Here is an 18,268-nt window from a genome sequence, read left to right as displayed (position 1 = left end):
ATCTCAAAATGGTGAATAGCGTACCGAGAAGTACAACCCATTTTCTTGGAGCGATCGCCTTTCACCATCCACTGAGATCAGAGGAATGCCCCAATCTAGGCGGGCTAAGAAGTCATCGCCCTGTTTCCACAATAGCCCGAACCCAGTACTAAGAAGTGTACTTGGTGATGGATTTTCGCCCTTAACATTCCAGCCTTTGCCAACTTCAATGAAGGGTGTCAGTTGCAGCACCCCGTCAATCTTTTTCGCGCGGACAATGGGGACTCGAAATTCTGCGGAAAATAACAGACCATTATCTGTGAGTAATGCGTCTTGACGATAGCCTCGTACACTTAGCTGTCCACCAAGACCAAATTGCTCCAAAGGCACTAGGGAATCTGCTGCCAATTGGAAATCGCCCCTAGCTAAAAATAAAGTATCCGGTGCTAATTGCCGCACCCACTGCGCCTGTCCCCGCCATGCGAAAAAGCGGCTATCTGGTTCATTATCACTGACATTAGCATCGAACCAATCTACGCCAAAGCTCAATTGCGATCGCGCCGCAAATACATACTGGTTACTTCGTTGGGTATATTCTTGAAAAAAGCGCAGAGCCGAAATATTAGTTTTTCCGTTCGCATCTGCACCAGGGGAGAGTTTAAACGGCCCAATGTTGTCAATTCCTAACTCAGTTTGGCTTTCCTGACGCGAAAATGACAGCCCGATTGCCAATTCTTCGGTTGTTTTTTGCAGCAGTGGTTGCCGATAGCTCAATTCGTAAGAACGGCTATTTGACTGAATATCAAGAACGTTGAATGGCTTTTCAATGACGCGATTCCATCCCTGGCTAAAACCGAAAGATACAGTGCCATTACGGGGATTAATTGGCAGCGCGTAATTGACATTAACTGTATTACTGCCATCGGTGTTGGCGTATCCCACACTCAGAGTATCGCCCAAGCCCAATAAATTGGCTTCTTGCAGATCCACTCCTCGACGAAAACTGCCGACACTGGGCGATCGCCCATTATCTAGATTTGCTGTCAGTTTAAAAGTTTCTGCTTCTTCAACCTCAACTTGCAACACATTAGTTCCCACTTGCAGTCCTGTTTGCAACTCGGCTGACAGGTTTTGAATCCGCGGATCGAGACGGAGTAGTTGTAGTTTTTCTAGTAAGCGCGGTATGTTTAGCGGTTTGCCAGTACCAAGTTGGATGCGATCGCGAATGTATTGACTATGCAATCGTCTATTACCGATAATCTTGATTTCTTGCACAGTGCCTTCGATCACCTGAATTTTGATCACCCCAGCTTCTACTGTCTGTGGTGTAATCAACGCCCCTGTAGTTACATAGCCGTTATCAGTGTAAAGCTTTGTGATGGCATCTCTAACTTGCAACAACTCAGCAAAGGTCAGTTCTCGTCCCACAAAAGCAGCTGTGACAGCGGTAAACTGTTCTGCTTTGAAAACTGTACTGCCCAAAACTTCAATGCGATCAACCCGAAATCTGGCATTAAAGTCACCCTGTTCCCCAATTGGCTGATTCGGTAGTTCTGGGGATGGAAGCAGTTGATTCTTGTCTGTTGGCTTGGGTAGAACATCTGACGGTAACGGAGTTTCAGGAATATCCTCTAATCGACCTGGGGGTAATGTCTGAGGATTGGGAGTCTGGGCGATCGCATTTTGATAGTTGCATAATACTGCTGCGATCGCAAAGCTAAGTGTTAGACATCCAGAAAAAATCCTCAGTTTGCCCGCGAACTTGCCTACCTCTGGCTGATTTATAACCAAGGTTCTTCTAATCATTATTTGTAATTAAATAAATTAAATTACAGATCGAATCCTTAATACTTCTAAAGTATAAGTAAATACATGGCAGCCACTATATCTAACTTAAATTTTTCTAAAAAAAATCAGTAATATTACTATTTATCAAGGAAGGCATCAGGCAGTTATTGCTGGAGGAAAACTGCCTGATGCTCTCTGTTTCCTGCCGCGACCAGAGGGAAGTTCACGGTTTAAGACTCCCACTGTTGCGTCAGCTTCCCGCTTTCTTACGCAAATGTATCAAGATGATTGCACAATATCCCAAAAAAAAGTCAGAGTGGAGGAAGTCTTCACTCTGTTAGCGGCGTCGGAGCGTCACCTTATAAGAAAGTGTTCTTATTGAAATCCCCTAACTTTAATGCGGATTAACCGTTAGCTGATAACTGTTAAGGACTATACACTCACAAATTGAAATGTACTTACCCTGGGTTTCTTTTTTGTACAGTGTGATTTCCTAGTTTTCAGAGGCTTTTTCCTCCTTAGAAGAAAGAGAGCGAATTAACTCTCTAATTACATCAGTTGCGGGTCTTCCCGTGATTGAACAGTATTGTTCAAGTCTCTGTGCCTCACTTGATGTGAGGTTGATTGTAAGTCGTTTAGCAGCCCATTTTTTATTCATGTATATGTATTAGACAAGCTATGTTTTAAACTACTTCTCTAATATCAATCATGTAAACTGCTACTACAATGGTATAAGTAATGACATTTGATTCAAGTAATCATGAAGTTGGATAGGATATTTTTATAAACAATAGTGAAGAGGTAAAGTATATCCTAGAGTATAAAGTTTAGCTACTTTCTGGGCAGCAATTGTAAATAAAATGTAAAAATAAGATCAAAAATATGTAGGACAAATAAGTGTTATTACGCACTACATAAGGAAAATAGTACAAAAAAATTTGTAATGTCATATCAATTCTCTAAGCTCGACTTTATCCAAAATTAAGAACTCGGTTTTCTTTATCCGGCAAAAGCCTGGCTTTTAGCAAATACTTTTTCCACATCACAGATTATTGATGAAGCTAAAAAAGAAAACTTCTGTACCACAAAAGTTTCAGCGATAGCGTAGACATCACATTGCGAAAAAATGGATAAAGTCGAGCTAATACCAATTTAATGTGAAGTTGCACATATCTTGATCCCCCTAAATCCCCCTTAAAAAGGGGGACTTTGAATTCCCCCCTTTATAAGGGGGGCTAGGGGGGATCGAATTCTATGCAGCTTCATAAAGAATTGGTATAAGAGGATGTTCAGATATTGAGTCAGAGACTCAATGAATGCATTTCCATACAGAGTATGGGAACGAACGAGGAAAGGTTCGTCAAGATAGGTTTTTAGGACTTGTGTGTACACCGTAGCCCCAAAACGGAGAGAGGTTTTTTAGTACAGTTTAAAACTGTCCAAATATCTTCTCAGAGAGATTATTTTTGCTTTTCACTTGTTAACAAGTCATGTGTTAATAATGTATCAGCAGCATATTTAATCACATCAAATGGCATTCCCGACCTTTCTGCAATATCTAGAAGAGTATGGTGACCATCAGATAAATTTAAAACCCACAAGATTGCCATTTCATTTAGTTCGCTATTTTTGTGACCACCAGCTGCCCGATATATTCCTCTTTTACCTAACTGTGGTTCACATTTGGGATTTTTGTTGTAGTAGATTTCGTTATTATTGAGGATATCCAATATCGAATTACATTGAAAAAATGACTCGGCAAGATATTGGGGTTGAACGAAATTTAAATCATCTGCTGAGGTGTGGTATTCGGGAAAAGTACCATGAGGCGATCGCATCATGCAACCTACAGCTAAATTAAATCCAGGTGAGCAATATTGTCGCTCATCATAGCCATAGGGTAAAAAATCTATAATTTCGCAATTTTGTTTTGAGTTTCTGAGTACATAAGCAGCAACTTTATCAATTTCCGCGTCACCTCTACGGCTTTTTTTGTAAGTAAAATTTCCTGAATCTCCTAAACAAGATAATACCAAGCCATGTTTGATATTATTTACTTTAGCCTCGTTGAGAGCTAACCATGTAATTGAGCCAATGGTTCCTGGAATCCAGAGAAATCGATAGGAATATCTTGGTGTAGTTTGACTTAAATATTTAGCGATAAAAGTAGCGATCGCAATTCCCGAAAGATTATCATTACACAGTGAAGGATGACAGGCATGGCAAGAAATTAAGACTTCATCAGTACTGTCTCCTGGAATATAATACTCACCATAGCTCAGATGACCTGGTTCAAGGGAAGAATCAATAAAGACTTCATACTCTTCATCCTTTAGTTCTAAATATTGATTGTGACTCAGACAAAAGCCCCAAGTTTCTTGATAGTAGGAAGTCCGGTAGGGAATCCAATTAGGATAATCGGCAAGTGTAAATAAATGTGCTTTTAGTTCTTGAAGAGATAGCTTTTGATGTACTGGAATACTATAATTAACAATGTGTAGATTCGAGTTAGCAAAATCTACAATTTTCTTACCTTGAGAGTTTTTAATGTAGGCCTCTTTAATATTCCATTCTTTAGGAACTATCCAATCAAATACCTCAGTCCCCGTCGGTACTTGCTGGATTGATAAAGGAATATATTGCTGGATAATTTTCAGTGTTTCTCTAAAGCCATTACCTGTAATGCTGCGACAGATAGGATATAGTTTAGTTATCAGTTGATAGATATCTTCAGCAATATCACTTGTTGTGAAAGTAGTTTGCATCTTGTAATCAATTACAGATTGATTATTGTTTACCATTAGATTTACCTCATTTATATATATTTAAGAATGCAATAAAAATTTATATGGAACTAATAATTTTTGAAAGATAGGTAGAGTGTGTTAACGATAGCGTAACGCACTCTACAAAAATCATGAGATTTTTGTAAAAGCATCTTATTAATATTAAGTATTCTCATCAACAATATTTCCTAAATACAGGTTTTACTGAACGACCAATCAAATACTTTTCAATTCCAGATTCTAGAGCTTTGCGATAAACCTTTAAAGATTCACTGATAGCATCAATTGTGAGATCAATATCCTGATTACTATGAGAAAAGCTGACAACTAAAGAAGGCAGGAGCAATCCTCGTTTGATGGTTTCTTGCAGAAATAGAGTTCTAAATGCCTGAGATGATTGTTTTTTTTCGTCAAGAGTTACGTAAATTAGATTGCAAGCTTTGCCAACAACTTGGAAGTAATCTTGAAGTTCATTGGCTGCGATCGCCTGATTAATTCCCTGGCGTAATCTTTCACCTTGTTGATATAGATGCTCAATTACTCCTTGTTGCCGGAAAATTTTCATCGTCGCGATCGCAGCAGCTAGTCCATGATTTTCTGCTCCATGAGTAGTTGAGAGTAAAAATACTCGCTCTTGATCGTGATAAATTCCACCTAACTCCATAATCTCTCGTTTACCAACTAATGCGGAAACAGCAAAACCGTTTCCCATACTTTTCCCAAATGTTGATAAGTCAGGAACAACACCGTAGTAAGTTTGGGCATTCCCACTAGACCAACGGAATCCAGTAATCATCTCATCAAAGATAAAAATTGCTCCATTTTCTTGGCAGAGTTTTTGTATCTCATGAAGAAAATTATGGGATGGGTCTTCATATTTAGCTGGTTCTAAAATGACACAAGCAATCTTCCCTGGATGATCAGCAAAAACCTTTTTTAGACTTTCAACATCATTAAAATTAAATTTCACCGTTAAATCTTGAATCACTTGGGGAATACCAGCAGACATAGGAGTACTGCCAATAAACCAGTCATTGTATGAAAAGAAAGGATGGTCAGCGCAAATGGCAACCATATCTCTTCCCGTATAAGCTCTTGCAAGGGTAATGGCTGCGGTAGTCACCGTTGAGCCATCTTTGGCAAATTTAACCATGTCTGCACCGGGAATCCAACTGAGTAATTCCTCAGCACATTCCACTTCAATAGTTGCCGGTCGGGTGAAATTATTGCCAAGGAGCATTTGCCGATAAGCAGCTTCTACGACGGGTGGGTAGGCGTGTCCTAAAGTGACAGCACGTAGTCCCATTCCGTATTCAATAAATTCATTGCCATCTAAATCCCAGGCATGACAACCTTCACCTCTAACAATAAAGCCTGGTGCCGTTTCGGGAAATTGGTCATCACCCTTAGCATAAGTATGGGAACCACCAGGAATCAGAGAATGACTTTTTTGTTGTAACGTCTGCGATTGTTCAAAAGACTGTTTCTTTAAAGCGTTAAAGCTAATCAAAGACATGGGTTTTCTCCTTGACTAAGATTTCATGTCAAACACAGAATGGCCGATCGTCAAAGATTTAGAAGCGATCGCTTCTGTTGGTACTTGGCTGTCATAGAGAGTCACCAAATATTCAGGTATACGGCAAAAGTCTGTACCCCGTAAGAAGTCGCCTAAAGAAGTTCCCGTGCAGGCTGAATCAATATTTGGTGCGCCCTGTTGAGCAATCACGTCATCTAGATGCACAGTTCTAAAGTCGATACTGAAGCGTGTATAGCCTGAAGTGTTGGGTACTGTTGAGTGCATCTGCGCTCCTGAGAAGAGAATCATCCCACCAACTTTTGTCACTAACCGCAATTGTGGCTCTACTTCTAAAGTTTCTTCTGGAAAAGGTTGCTGGCGCGTATCTTTTTTAATGTGTTTGGCAGCAGTTTGGCGACTTTCTTTGTTCCATTGCGTGTAGTTATAATCTCTTGAGCCATTCTTAACTGGCTGACTCCAATAGCGAGGATGAAACGCCATGACATTTTCTGACGTAATATCGTAGATGGGAAGCCACCAGTTGATTTGACAGGGAGGAGCCGAGTACCAGGTATCACGATGAGGATGAAAAGCGTAAGCAATACCGGATGTCAGATAGCCATCACTAGTTGCAGTTCTCAGGCGAGGTACATCAAAGTAAGTTTTCCTTAAGTCACATCCAGTTTCCTTCAAGATATCTTGAATGAATTGTTTAGATTTAGGGTGGTGAATAAAGACTGGCTTGAGTTCTGCTAAAATTTCAACGTATGCTTCTATAGGCAAATTATGCTGTGCTGTTCTAGGGTCTAGCGGTGCAAAGGCTTCCTCGACCATTTGACGAGCAAATTCGCAAAATGCGATCGCGCTGGGACAGGGAGAAAAAACAAATAGCTGTCCCTTGTAAAGATAATCTCTTCTCACATCGTCATTGACAGTGGCATCGAAATAGATTGTATTCACTGTTTTTATACTCCCCGATGTGTCTCGATCTTTTTCTGTTCAAATAAAGTCCAAGCCCTATCTTTCTCAGATATTTCACTTATTGGTAACGGCCATTCAATTCCAAAAGCTGGATCATCATAACGATAGCCAGAGGCATATTCTGGGGCGTAGAAGTCACCCATTTGATAAGTCACTTCAGTTTCGTCGATGAGCGTTTGGAACCCATGAGCACACCTATCGGGGATATAGAGAGCCAGGCGATTTTCAGCGGTCAACTCTATACCAATATGGGATAAATAGCTAGGAGATTCTAGACGTAAATCAATAATTACATCATAAATAGCTCCTTTGATGCAACGTACCAATTTTGTTTCTTGAGAAGGAGGCTTTTGATAATGCATACCCCGCAACGTTCCTTTTTTATAGTTAAAAGATAAATTGCATTGGGTAATAGTTGGTTTTAAACCATGATCCCTAAATTCCTGAATACAGAAAGTCCGAGCAAAAAAGCCCCGAATATCTCGTTGCAACTCTAAATCAATAATAAATGCCCCTTTGATTTTAGTTTCGGTAAATATCATGAACTTGCAAATTTGAGAGAAAAATTAAACATCTAATTTTTTAGAAAAATATTTTTCGACAGTAAAATGCCTCAGCATATTTACTGGGCGAATTTGATTCAATTCCACGAATTCTGAGAATTGAACGAAAAGTATCTTCCATAAACCACTGCTTATTATTTTGGGTAGGAAATGCCTCTAAAATATATTGTATTTTTCGACGGCAAAGTGACTCATCTAAATGGACGAAGAAATTAGGAATACCTAAATCACCATCATATTTAGGTATCTCATATTCCAAAATTAAATGATTTCTAAAGGTATTCCAAGTCATATCGGAAATTAAGCGGTGATCTTGATGGCGATCGTCTCGATGGTGAGTAAAGATTATATCTGGTGCAAATTCCTGCTTCAACTGCTCAAAGCATTCCTTCACCTCTATCCCATGAAAAGGTAGAAAACCATCTCGAAAATTTTTAATGATAATTTTCTTGACCGGAATTTCTTTTAAAAAAAGATTGGCACTTGTCGTTGCTTCCTGTGCTCTTTGTTCGTTGGAACTAAAGACAACCCAATAGACGACAATATGCTGATAATTCTCTATCAGCTTTAAGATTGTGCCTCCACAACCAATCTCAATATCATCGCAATGAGAACCTAGACAAAGGATTTTGTACTCAGATTCTTCTGGCTTGTTGAAGCTAAGTTGGATCATACATGAGTTACTTCTAGTTGTTTATCTCTCCATACTTCCCAAGGTCTTTCGCCTTGACCATACATATCATCCAACTGTTGCTTTTCTTTAAACGTATCCATAACCCCAAAAAAGCCAGTGTATTTATATGCAATCAGTTCTTCTTTGGCAATCAGTCTTTGAAAAGGTTCAAGGACAAGTTCTTCCCCTTTCTCAATGTAGTTAAAAATTTCTTTTTTAAAGATAAAATACCCTCCATTAATCCAAATATCACGTTGTTTGACATCTTTGAGATCCCTGACTAAGCCATCCTGATCCATGTCAACTAGGTGAAAACTTTGGCTTGGTCTGACACACAAAAAACTACCGATTTTATCACGTTGATAAAAATGCTTAATGTGCGTTGGTAAATGTAAGTCTGTCAATCCATCGCTGTAGTTAGCTAAAAATACTTCTTCTCCTTCTAGATACTTTTCTACTGCCTTGAATCTTTGACCAATATTGGCAGTCAAACCTGTATCTACAAATGTAATATTCCAATCTTGAATATCACGGTTAAACAACTGAATTTGGCTACCCTGTGAAAGGCTAAAATTATTAGATAGCCATTCATTGTAATTTAAAAAGTAGCTTTTAATTAGGTCAGCCTTGTAACCAAGACATAAGATAAAATCTTTGTGCCCATAGTGAGCGTAGTATTTCATTACATGCCATAATATTGGTCTATAACCAATATTCACCATTGGCTTAGGAATACTTTCTGAATACTCTCTCATTCTAGTTCCTAAACCACCACAAAATAAAACTACTTTCATGTTACTTACCCCTTTTTAATGATGAAAAAAATATTAAATACTTAAGAGTAGACATTAACTTCAGGAATTGGTACAACAAATTGACCTCCCCAATCCCGAATGTAAGATATTTGTGCCATAATCTCATTTTTCAAATTCCAGGGCAAAATGAGTACATAGTCAGGCTTGGTTTCTGCAATTTTGTCTGGATGGAAAATTGGAATATGAGTTCCTGGTAAAAATTGACCCTGTTTGTAAGGGTTACGGTCTACTGTGTAGTCAAGAAAATCTGTGCGGATACCACAGTAGTTTAAGAGAGTATTTCCCTTACCTGGAGCACCATAACCAACAATCGATTTTCCCTCTCGTTTGACTTTGATCAAGAAATCTAATAACTTGCGTTTAGTTTCTTTGACTTGTTCACCAAAGGAAAAATAGTATTCTAATTGTGTAAACCCAGCCGCTTCTTCTCTATATTTAAGTTCTGATACTTGATGGCTAATTGCTTTAGAAGAATCTTCACTATGGCGGGCATAAATTCTCAAAGAACCGCCATGAGTAGTTAATTCTTCTACATCAAAAATTGTCAACCCGTGAGCAGCAAAAATCTTTTCGACGGTGAGGAAAGAAAAATAAGAGAAATGCTCATGGTAAATAGTATCAAACTGATTTTCCTCGATTAACCGCATCAGGTGGGGAAATTCCATAGTAATTACACCATGCGGTTTGAGGATAATTTTCATCCCTTTAACAAAATCATTGAGATAAGGTGTGTGAGCAAGGACGTTATTTCCTAATAATAAATCTGCCTGTTTGCCCTTTGCAACCTGTTCTTTGGCTGTCTCCTGTCCAAAAAATTTGACAACTGTAGGAATGCCTTTTTTAATTGCTACCTCAGCAACATTTGCTGCTGGCTCTATTCCCAGCGCTGGGATGTCTTTACCAACAAAGTATTGCAGCAAGTAGCCATCATTACTAGCAATTTCTATTACCTGACTTTCCTGATTTAATTGGAAACGTTCTACTATCAAATCAACGTATTTCTTGGCGTGTTGTAACCAACTATCAGAGTAAGAAGAAAAATAAGCGTAATCGCTAAAAATATTTTCTGGACTAATGTATTCTTGGAGTTGAACTAAAAAACACTCTTCGCAAACATAGACATGGAGAGGATAAAAAGGCTCCACTTCATTAAGTTGTTTGAGACTGCGATAACTTTCACAAGGAGGAGACATACCTAAATCGACAAAAGTATGGTGCAACCCTGTCCCACAAAACATACAATTACCAGTTATTGGTTTGGGTAAATTCATAATTTATATTTTTTTGCCAAAATCAGGTTTTGAATTTAAGCAGTCCGCCAGAAGAAATCTTGATCGATTTGCTGAGTGCGAATGAGATACTCCAGTTGTTTCAGGCGAGTAAAGCCTCTAGACTCAAATGTTTCTCTATCCATGTCAATTTGCTGGAAGACATTATAGAGTTGTTGGGCACCGCGTTGGGCATCCCACTCACATTTGAATCCTGGTAAATTTTGGTTGATTTTATCAAACGAAACTCGATAGCTACGGTTGTCAGGATCGTGTTTACCAAAGCTCAATTGACAACCTGTAAATATATCTGCGACTATCTGAGCAATTTGTTTGACTTGATAGTTGCTATTTGTATCACCAACATTAAAAATTTGGTTGTGAATTACATCACGCGGAGCTTCTAAGGTACAGATAATTGCTTTGCAGATATCTAACAGATGCACTAGGGGTCGCCAAGGTGTACCATCGCTGTTCATCTTGATTTCTTTAATTGTCCATGCCCAACCTGCTAGATTGTTCAAAACAATATCAAAGCGCATCCTGGGAGAGGCTCCATAGGCTGTGGCATTTCGGAGAAAGGTGGGTGAAAAACCATCATCAGCAAGGAGTTTCACATCCTGTTCGACAAGCGCTTTACATTTAGCATAAGCTGTTTGGGGATTGATGGTAGACTCTTCGTGAACATAATCTTCAGTAGCAAAACCATAGACACTGCATGAAGAGGTGTAGATAAAGCGGCGGATTCCAGATGCTTTCGCCAACTTGGCCAAATCTACTGAGCCTTTATGATTAATATCGTAGGTGATATTAGGGGCTAACTGACCTAGAGGATCGTTGGAGAGTTCTGCCATGTGAACTACTGCTTCTACCCCTTGCAGGTCTTCTGTTGTGATGTGACGGATATCTTTGTTGAGGGTTTTGGCAGTTACCTTGGTGCCGTTATATAGCCAACCTACTTTATAAAAGCCAGTATCTAAACCAATAACTTCATGACCTTGTTGAATTAAGAGGGGAGCTAATAACGAGCCGATATAACCTTCGGTTCCAGTTACAAGTATTTTCATATCCTATGGTGCGATCGCAGTTTGTGGGGGTTTTAATTGAGTAGGGATACTATCTGAAATATTTTCTCCAGAAATAGCAAATAATTTAGTAGCAATCTCATCCCGGAGGGGAGCTGCTTCATCTTGAGTCAACCAAGTAAATAACTTTGCTATCGCTTGTGGAGAATGATCAAGTTTGAGAATTTCTTGAAGCATACGCAAAGCCCCTGTAACATTGCCAGCTTTTAGAGGGATTGCCATGCGTGTCAGACAATAATTGAAGTTATAGCTACGAGCTTGGGTTGTAATTTCTGCACAATACATAGCTGGAAGATAACTTTCAGAAATTTCTATACCTTGGCGAATTGAGGTCGCTAGAATACCAGATGATAAATCATCAGCTGTCAGTCTGTGGGAATGTACGCGGTAACGAGCTAAACTTCCCGGTTCATACCACCAATCATAAGAAACAGCAATGCGTTTATAGAGTTCCCATTCAGAAGCGCAAATTAACTGTGGATAATAACCTCCTATTTGTTCATGAGTAAGGCGACGAATGACAACCGCAGGCACCTGCAACGGACATGTCACACCAATTCGGGGCAAAAAATTTCGAGGGATACCTTTATGGTTTTTAAACCAGGAAATTACTTCTCCTTTTGCAATTATTTTCCCTTCTTCATTGAAATATTCAAAATTTGTAAAAGCTGCTCCTACGGAATCTGGAGACTCTTGAAGACTTTGCTGGAGTTGTGTATAAAAGCCGGGAAGAACACAGTCATCATCATGCAGAACATGAATCCAGTGACCACGACTGAGGGAAATACCTGCATTGTGATTTGACTCGCCTCCAATATTTTGTGGATGGCGGTAATAACGGATTACTCCTCCCCCAATACTGTTCGCTAAATCAAACAAGGGTGGCGTACTGGCATTATCCATCACCAGAATTTCCATCTGCTCTGCTCCTGGCCATTGGATTAACACACTAGCCAGAGATTCGAGCAGATAATCGGTGCGGTTATAAACCGGAATCACCACAGTCCAAAACGGTCGGGGTTTCTCTGGGTCTGCTACACGTGGAATCGCTGGAAACTGATAAGCTCCAATAGTCACCTCGCCTTGGGAAATGGGGGGAGTAATGAGCATTTCTGGGGTGGTTTCAGCATTATGGTAAGCAGCTACCGCTTTGGCGTAGTGAGGATTGAGTAAAGTTAATCCTTGACGATATACAGAAATCGCCTCTGCGATCTTGTTTTGAGCTTGGTAAACCTGACCCAAATGAGTGTAGATTTCCCAGTTTTGGGGATTGAGTTTTAAGGCTTGGTGATAGGATGCGATCGCTTCTTCCCACTCACCATGTTCTTGCAGGATTTTCCCTAAGTTATAATATATCTCTTGCAAGTCTTGTCTTAGAGCGATCGCTTGTCGATAATAAGTAAGCGCTGTCTGGATATAGCCTGCTTCCTGAAGGGGAGTTGCTTCTTCCCGTGTTAACCAACTGAACAACTTTGCTACCGCTTTCGGACTACAATCTATTTTTAGAGCCTCTTCTAACACTTGCCAAGCTCCAGCCAGATTCCCAGCCCGTAAAGGAATTAGGGCAAATTGTAAACAAGAAAGAAAATGATGACTCCGGGATTTGGCCGTAATCTCAGCAGATTGTTCAGTGGGAAAATAACTCTCTGAAATTTCAATTGCACGGCGGATAGATAGCATCTGCTTCCCAGTCAATAAGAGTTCGCTGGTCACGTTGTTAGCATGTTGGCGATAACGAGCTAAGATTTCCGGCTCATACCACCAATCGTAAACAGCAGCAATACGTTTATAAACTTCCCAATCACTTGTATAGGTCAATTCGGGATGATATAAGCCCAATTGTTCGTGTACCTCTCGACGAATTACCACCGCAGGCATATTCAATGAGTTACTTACTCCAATGCGTTGCAGCCAATTTTTAGCAATCCCTCGCTGCTCTCCATACACTTGTTGGCGAAAAATTACTTCTCCTTTCTCGTTAATATTTTGATAACCCGTAAAAGCTGCTCCCACAGAATCTAAACACGCTTCTAGACTCTCTTGCAGTCGGGAATAAAAACCTGGGAGAATATAATCATCGTCGTGAAGTAAATGAACCCACCGACCACGAGTTAGAGCAACTCCAGCATTCCAATTTCCTGGCAGACCGAGGTTTTGCGGATTGCGGTAGTAGTGAATTATTCCTTGTCCAATACTATTCACCAGTTCAAATACTGACGTTCTACTAGCATCGTCCATAACGATGATTTCCATCTGCTCTTTCCCCTGCCATTGTGCTAACACACTGGCAAGGCATTCGAGTAGATAATCGATCCGATTATATACAGTTACTACTACACTCCAGAAAGGCCGCTTGTCTGTACTATCTGCTACGCTCGGAATAGCGGGAAACCTATGGTTGCCTACAATTATTTCTCTTAAAGGAATTAGAGGTGTTATTGTTACTTGTTGAGGGATTTTAGCCTCGTCGCTAGCTTCTACAGCTTTGGCATAGTGAGGATTAATCAGCTTTAAGCCTTGCCGAAAAGCTGCTGCTGCCTCATTGAGTTGCTTTTGTGTTTGGTAAATCTCTCCCAAACCCATATAAACTTCTCCATAGTTGGGGTTGAGTTCTAGGGCTTTTTGCCAGTAAGCTTCGGCAGTCTTCAAATCACCCGCATTTTTCCGCCCAAAACCCAATTTGTAATTCAATTGTGCATAATGGGCTTGTTTATCTGGGGAGAGTTTCCCTTGGGTATGGAGGGCATTCCCTAAGTTGACATCTGCTTCTATGCAGTTAGGTTGAACTTCCAGAGCTTTTTGATAGCAGGCAACTGCCTCGTCAAGCTTGCCTTGTTCTTGCAAGGTGTAGCCCAGATTATTATAAATCGGTGCTGCATCTGGGCGTAGAGCGATCGCTTGTTTGTAAGCTAACTCTGCTTCTGGTAACTGTCCCTGACCTTGGCGCAGATTACCTAAACTAAACCAAGTTTTCACAGAGTCCGGTTGAACTTGTGCAGCCTGACTCAGGAATTTTTCAGCTTCTAGGAATTTTCCTGTTTGCTGCGCCAGCATTCCTATGCCATACAAAGCCTCAGAGTAGTTTGATTGTATCTGATCTTTACCTTCTAAAGAGTCTGATTCACCTCCATATTCGGATTGAATTTGTAATGCCTGTTTGTATAGCGATTTAGCTTCATCCAATTGACCTGATTTATGCTTCTTAATCGCCATTTCAATGAGAGATTTAACATTATATGTAGAAATAATTTTAGTATTCATAGCTATAATAACCTTGGATAAAAACATCGCAATTAGTTGATATTAAAAATATTGCGATCGCAATCATCAATATTTTATTATTTTGTATACTTTGCAGTTTGTTAACTATAGTATTTACTACTTGTATTTAATTGCTGTAGAGGGTAAATGCACCTAATTTATGAAACACTTACTGAACAAAGTTTTTGGTGATAAGATAGCAGTGATTTTCCAATACTGAGACCATTGTGGGAAAAGTATTTCTCTAATTTAGATACATTTGCCCTGCAATAATTCCTAAATAAACGTTATTGAGTCAGAGGTAATTAGGTTAGAAGTCACATCTGAAAGCAGTAATTTTCCTTGAGTTATTCCAGTATTAAAATCGAAAAGAACACCATCATTTGTATCGGTTATTCGGCCTTGAGAGAACATCTGATTTAACCAGTGGTCAGTATTCACCTTACCCCAACCCTGAAATACAATCTTATCGATACCAACCTCGAAATCTTGAATGATATCAAATTCACCTTTGAACAAGCTATCGCCACGGTTGAAAACAAATTTGTCATTACCTTCGCCACCAACCAAAATATCACTACCACGACCGCCAATTAAAGTATCATTGTCCCAACCGCCATGAAGTTTATCATTACCCTCATCACCATATAGCCAATCATTACCTTGACCACCTTCGAGGATATCATTACCTTTCTTTCCATCTAGGCAATCATTACCTAAGCTGCCATAAATCTTATCTGCAAATTTGCTTCCTTTCAGCTTATCATTCTTAATCGTGCCATAAATAACATCTTGTCCCAAGTTGTCAATTAAAGTATCTCCCAAAAATTTAACTTCACTGACGTTAATTTCTACTATCGTTATGTCGGTGCTTTTCTTAAACCTATTGTGATAACGACCAATAGCATTTCCTGTTAGCGAGTCTTGTCCATTGTCACCATCAATATCAGAAGTTTTATCTCGATTAATGAGATTAACATTACGACTACCAGCAAGCCTCAAATTAGCAATTTCTTTAGAGGAAACTAAGTTACCCTCAATACCAAAATAATCTAAGACTTTTGGCTTATTGGGATTTGTGGTATCTAGTACCAAGAAAGAGGTTTTTGACCTAGCTTGGTTATATTCAGCATCACGATTTTCAATTTCTTTAGCTGATAGTGATAAATCTGCGGAAAAATCGAAAGAGAAAGTTTGGTTAGCGCCAACGGCAAAATTAGCGACAACCTTTGTTTTGCTATTGGCACTTCCCGAAAAAGAACCATCTAACCCAATGCCATTACTATCAGTAAATAGTGTTGAAAAAGCTGGATCATTGTCAAAAAAAGTTGCTCCAGCTTCAGCAATAGCTAAAGTCACACCACCTTTAACTAATGTGTCAGTCTGAGCTTGAGTTAAAGTTCCTGAAGGACTTTGACTATAGTTGAAGAAAACAGCAGATCCTTGAGCGTTAGCAAAATTAGGGTTTGGGTTTGGATTTGTAGCAGTTGATTGTAAAAATATAGTTTCTGATGACATAAAACCTCTGCTTATCCTATTATGTGGGTTTTCTGTAATAGGCTACTACATTAACGTGTTACAAATATTTGACTTCATCAAAGTTTCACAGTGATCTTCGGTATTACTTAGCTCTCCAGACTTTAAAATTAATAATTTATATTTGCTTTATATAACTTGATTTATAACTTAACAAAATTTAGTAGCTATTAAACTTTAGTTAAAAAGACTATTGACTAGGGACTAAGGATTTGGTGACTTAGTTTTTACTCCTCAAAATTCTGGAAGAAGCTTTGAATAAAGAACATATTTTTCACAATTTACTATTATCTAGTAAAGAGCACTACCAATAATTTTAGTAAGGAGTGCGATCGCGGCGACTAGTTGACTTATAAGCTTGTAAATCAGAGCCTTTTAGCAAAAGAAACAGCCCTACTTTATTAAGAGATAATCATCCAGGATAGAAGTAGTTTTCCTAGAAATTAATTAGCTTTAACTAAATGTTATTGATTGAGAGTTAATCTGACTAGCACTCACACCTGAGATTAGTATTGTTTCTTGATTAAAGATAGAATTTAATTTGAGTATAGCACCATTTTCAGTATCTATTATGTTACCTAGTTGTAACCATAGGCTAGTATTAATGTAACCCCAATCATTCAATACAATCTTATCAATACCAACCTGGAAATCTTTAATAACATCAAAGTCATTTCTCAGCAAGGTATCGTCACGTTTGAAAGTAAATGTGTCATTACCATCACCACCAACTAAGACATCATTACCACTACCACCAATCAGGATATCATTGCCCAAACCGCCATAGAGTGAATCATTGCCATCGCCACCATCTAGCCAATCATTACCTTGACCGGCATCGAGGTTATCATTACCATTTTTTCCATATAACTTATCATTCCCCAAGCTAGCATAAATTTTGTCCGCACCGTTGGTTCCTGTTAGATTATCGTTCCAAATCGTTCCATAGATAACATCTTTACCCAGATTGCCGATTAAAGTATCTCCTGCCAATTCAACGGCACTGATATTAATTTCGACTACAGTTATATTGGTATTGCTAGTAAAATTCCGCCGATAAGTCCCAATAGCAGTACCATTGAGGAAGTCAGTACCATTGTTGCCATTAATATCAGAACTTTTATCACGACTGTTAATCGTAATATTGCGACTATTACCAAGGATCAGATCACCGATTTGATTAGAAGATATTAAGCTACCCTGAATGCCAAAATAGTCTAAAAGTTTGGGCTTATTAATATCTGTGGTGTCTAACACTAAAAAAGTACTTTTAGACTGAGCTTTGTTATATTCAACTCTGGAATTTTCAATTTCTTTAGCCGTCAGTGCAAAATCTGCTGAAAAATCAAAAGAGAAGCTTTGATTAGCACCAACTGTAAAACTAGCAAGTACCCTTGTTTCACTGTCGGCACTACCTGTAAACTGACCACTTAATCCAGTAATGCTAGTATCAGTAAAGAGGGCTGAAAAAGTTAGATCATTGTTTAAGAAAATCGCTTGAGCTTCAGCAATAGCTAAAGCAACGCCACCTTGAACTAATGTGTCTGTCTGGGCAGTAGTCAAAATCGCTGAAGGACTCTGACTGTAATTGGAAAAAATAGTCCCCCCTTGAGCGGTAACAAAATTAGGGCTGGGATTAGGATCGGGATTTCGATAGTAATTGAGAGTGAGAGTGGAATCGACATCGAGATTGAGACTGGGAGTCAATAAGTCCGAAAGTGTAGCTAGTGTTGACATATAATTCTCTGTTTATCTTATTAATAAACAATTTAAAGTGTAAATATTTAGGGAGTAATTATTTTGTAGTTTTCGAGACGCGATAAATCGCAGTCTCTACAAATGTTTTGGTCTTATCTGAACTGTATGGATTTATCGAGGACTTGCTTCGCTTTTAACAGCACTTTTAAATAAGTTAATTGACTATTCCAAGCTGAACGTGGAAGCAGGGGTATTTTCTCTAAGTCTTCAGATGGTGATAAATCTAGGTCTGTTGTTTTTTCTGAATTTTCTGCCATGA

Annotated in this window: 14 protein-coding genes; all 14 read right to left on the bottom strand. The window is 39.0% G+C overall.

Features of this window, described 5'->3' with window-relative positions; translation table 11 throughout:
• Positions 1 to 3: 3 nt before the first annotated feature.
• Positions 4 to 1,785: a ShlB/FhaC/HecB family hemolysin secretion/activation protein gene (locus tag RRG12_RS21255; protein ID WP_420760642.1), complete on the bottom strand. Its 1,782-nt coding sequence runs from the start codon at positions 1,783 to 1,785 to the stop codon at positions 4 to 6.
• 475 nt (positions 1,786 to 2,260) lie between these two features.
• Entirely contained in the window at positions 2,261 to 2,425 is a 165-nt protein-coding gene (locus RRG12_RS21250; RefSeq protein ID WP_084226972.1) for a CopG family transcriptional regulator, read from the bottom strand.
• Positions 2,426 to 3,227: 802 nt separating this feature from the next.
• Entirely contained in the window at positions 3,228 to 4,568 is a 1,341-nt protein-coding gene (locus tag RRG12_RS21245) for a DUF4910 domain-containing protein (protein WP_420760641.1), read from the bottom strand.
• Positions 4,569 to 4,728: 160 nt separating this feature from the next.
• Positions 4,729 to 6,069, bottom strand: a complete 1,341-nt coding sequence (locus RRG12_RS21240; RefSeq protein ID WP_420760640.1) for a glutamate-1-semialdehyde 2,1-aminomutase — start codon at positions 6,067 to 6,069, stop codon at positions 4,729 to 4,731.
• 15 nt (positions 6,070 to 6,084) lie between these two features.
• The gene (locus RRG12_RS21235; RefSeq protein WP_420760639.1) at positions 6,085 to 7,029 is read right to left on the bottom strand and encodes a hypothetical protein; all 945 of its coding nucleotides are present in this window, start codon (positions 7,027 to 7,029) and stop codon (positions 6,085 to 6,087) included.
• 5 nt (positions 7,030 to 7,034) lie between these two features.
• Entirely contained in the window at positions 7,035 to 7,592 is a 558-nt protein-coding gene (rfbC, locus tag RRG12_RS21230) for a dTDP-4-dehydrorhamnose 3,5-epimerase (RefSeq protein ID WP_420760638.1), read from the bottom strand.
• 40 nt (positions 7,593 to 7,632) lie between these two features.
• Positions 7,633 to 8,286, bottom strand: coding sequence for a PIG-L deacetylase family protein (locus RRG12_RS21225; protein ID WP_420760637.1), 654 nt, complete (start codon positions 8,284 to 8,286; stop codon positions 7,633 to 7,635).
• Entirely contained in the window at positions 8,283 to 9,080 is a 798-nt protein-coding gene (locus tag RRG12_RS21220; RefSeq protein ID WP_069069859.1) for a sugar phosphate nucleotidyltransferase, read from the bottom strand. The genes RRG12_RS21225 and RRG12_RS21220 overlap by 4 nt, the downstream gene beginning before the upstream one ends.
• A gap of 41 nt (positions 9,081 to 9,121) precedes the next feature.
• Positions 9,122 to 10,372 (bottom strand): methyltransferase domain-containing protein, encoded by a 1,251-nt coding sequence (locus RRG12_RS21215; protein WP_420760636.1) that lies wholly within the window; start codon positions 10,370 to 10,372, stop codon positions 9,122 to 9,124.
• A 35-nt stretch (positions 10,373 to 10,407) separates the two neighbouring features.
• Positions 10,408 to 11,436, bottom strand: coding sequence for an NAD-dependent epimerase/dehydratase family protein (locus RRG12_RS21210; protein WP_420760635.1), 1,029 nt, complete (start codon positions 11,434 to 11,436; stop codon positions 10,408 to 10,410).
• Between the two features lie 3 nt (positions 11,437 to 11,439).
• A complete protein-coding gene (locus tag RRG12_RS21205; RefSeq protein ID WP_420760634.1) occupies positions 11,440 to 14,715 on the bottom strand; it encodes a glycosyltransferase in 3,276 nt (1,091 codons plus the stop codon).
• Positions 14,716 to 14,991: 276 nt separating this feature from the next.
• Positions 14,992 to 16,233: a calcium-binding protein gene (locus tag RRG12_RS21200; RefSeq protein WP_420760633.1), complete on the bottom strand. Its 1,242-nt coding sequence runs from the start codon at positions 16,231 to 16,233 to the stop codon at positions 14,992 to 14,994.
• 471 nt (positions 16,234 to 16,704) lie between these two features.
• The gene (locus RRG12_RS21195) at positions 16,705 to 17,988 is read right to left on the bottom strand and encodes a calcium-binding protein (RefSeq protein WP_420760632.1); all 1,284 of its coding nucleotides are present in this window, start codon (positions 17,986 to 17,988) and stop codon (positions 16,705 to 16,707) included.
• 113 nt (positions 17,989 to 18,101) lie between these two features.
• On the bottom strand, positions 18,102 to 18,266 hold the full coding sequence (locus RRG12_RS21190) for a hypothetical protein (protein WP_176726972.1): 165 nt from the start codon (positions 18,264 to 18,266) through the stop codon (positions 18,102 to 18,104).
• Positions 18,267 to 18,268: the final 2 nt, after the last annotated feature.

It is taken from the genome of Nostoc sp. CALU 546, from assembly GCF_048836525.1.
This window is presented reverse-complemented; position numbering and strand designations above follow the sequence as displayed.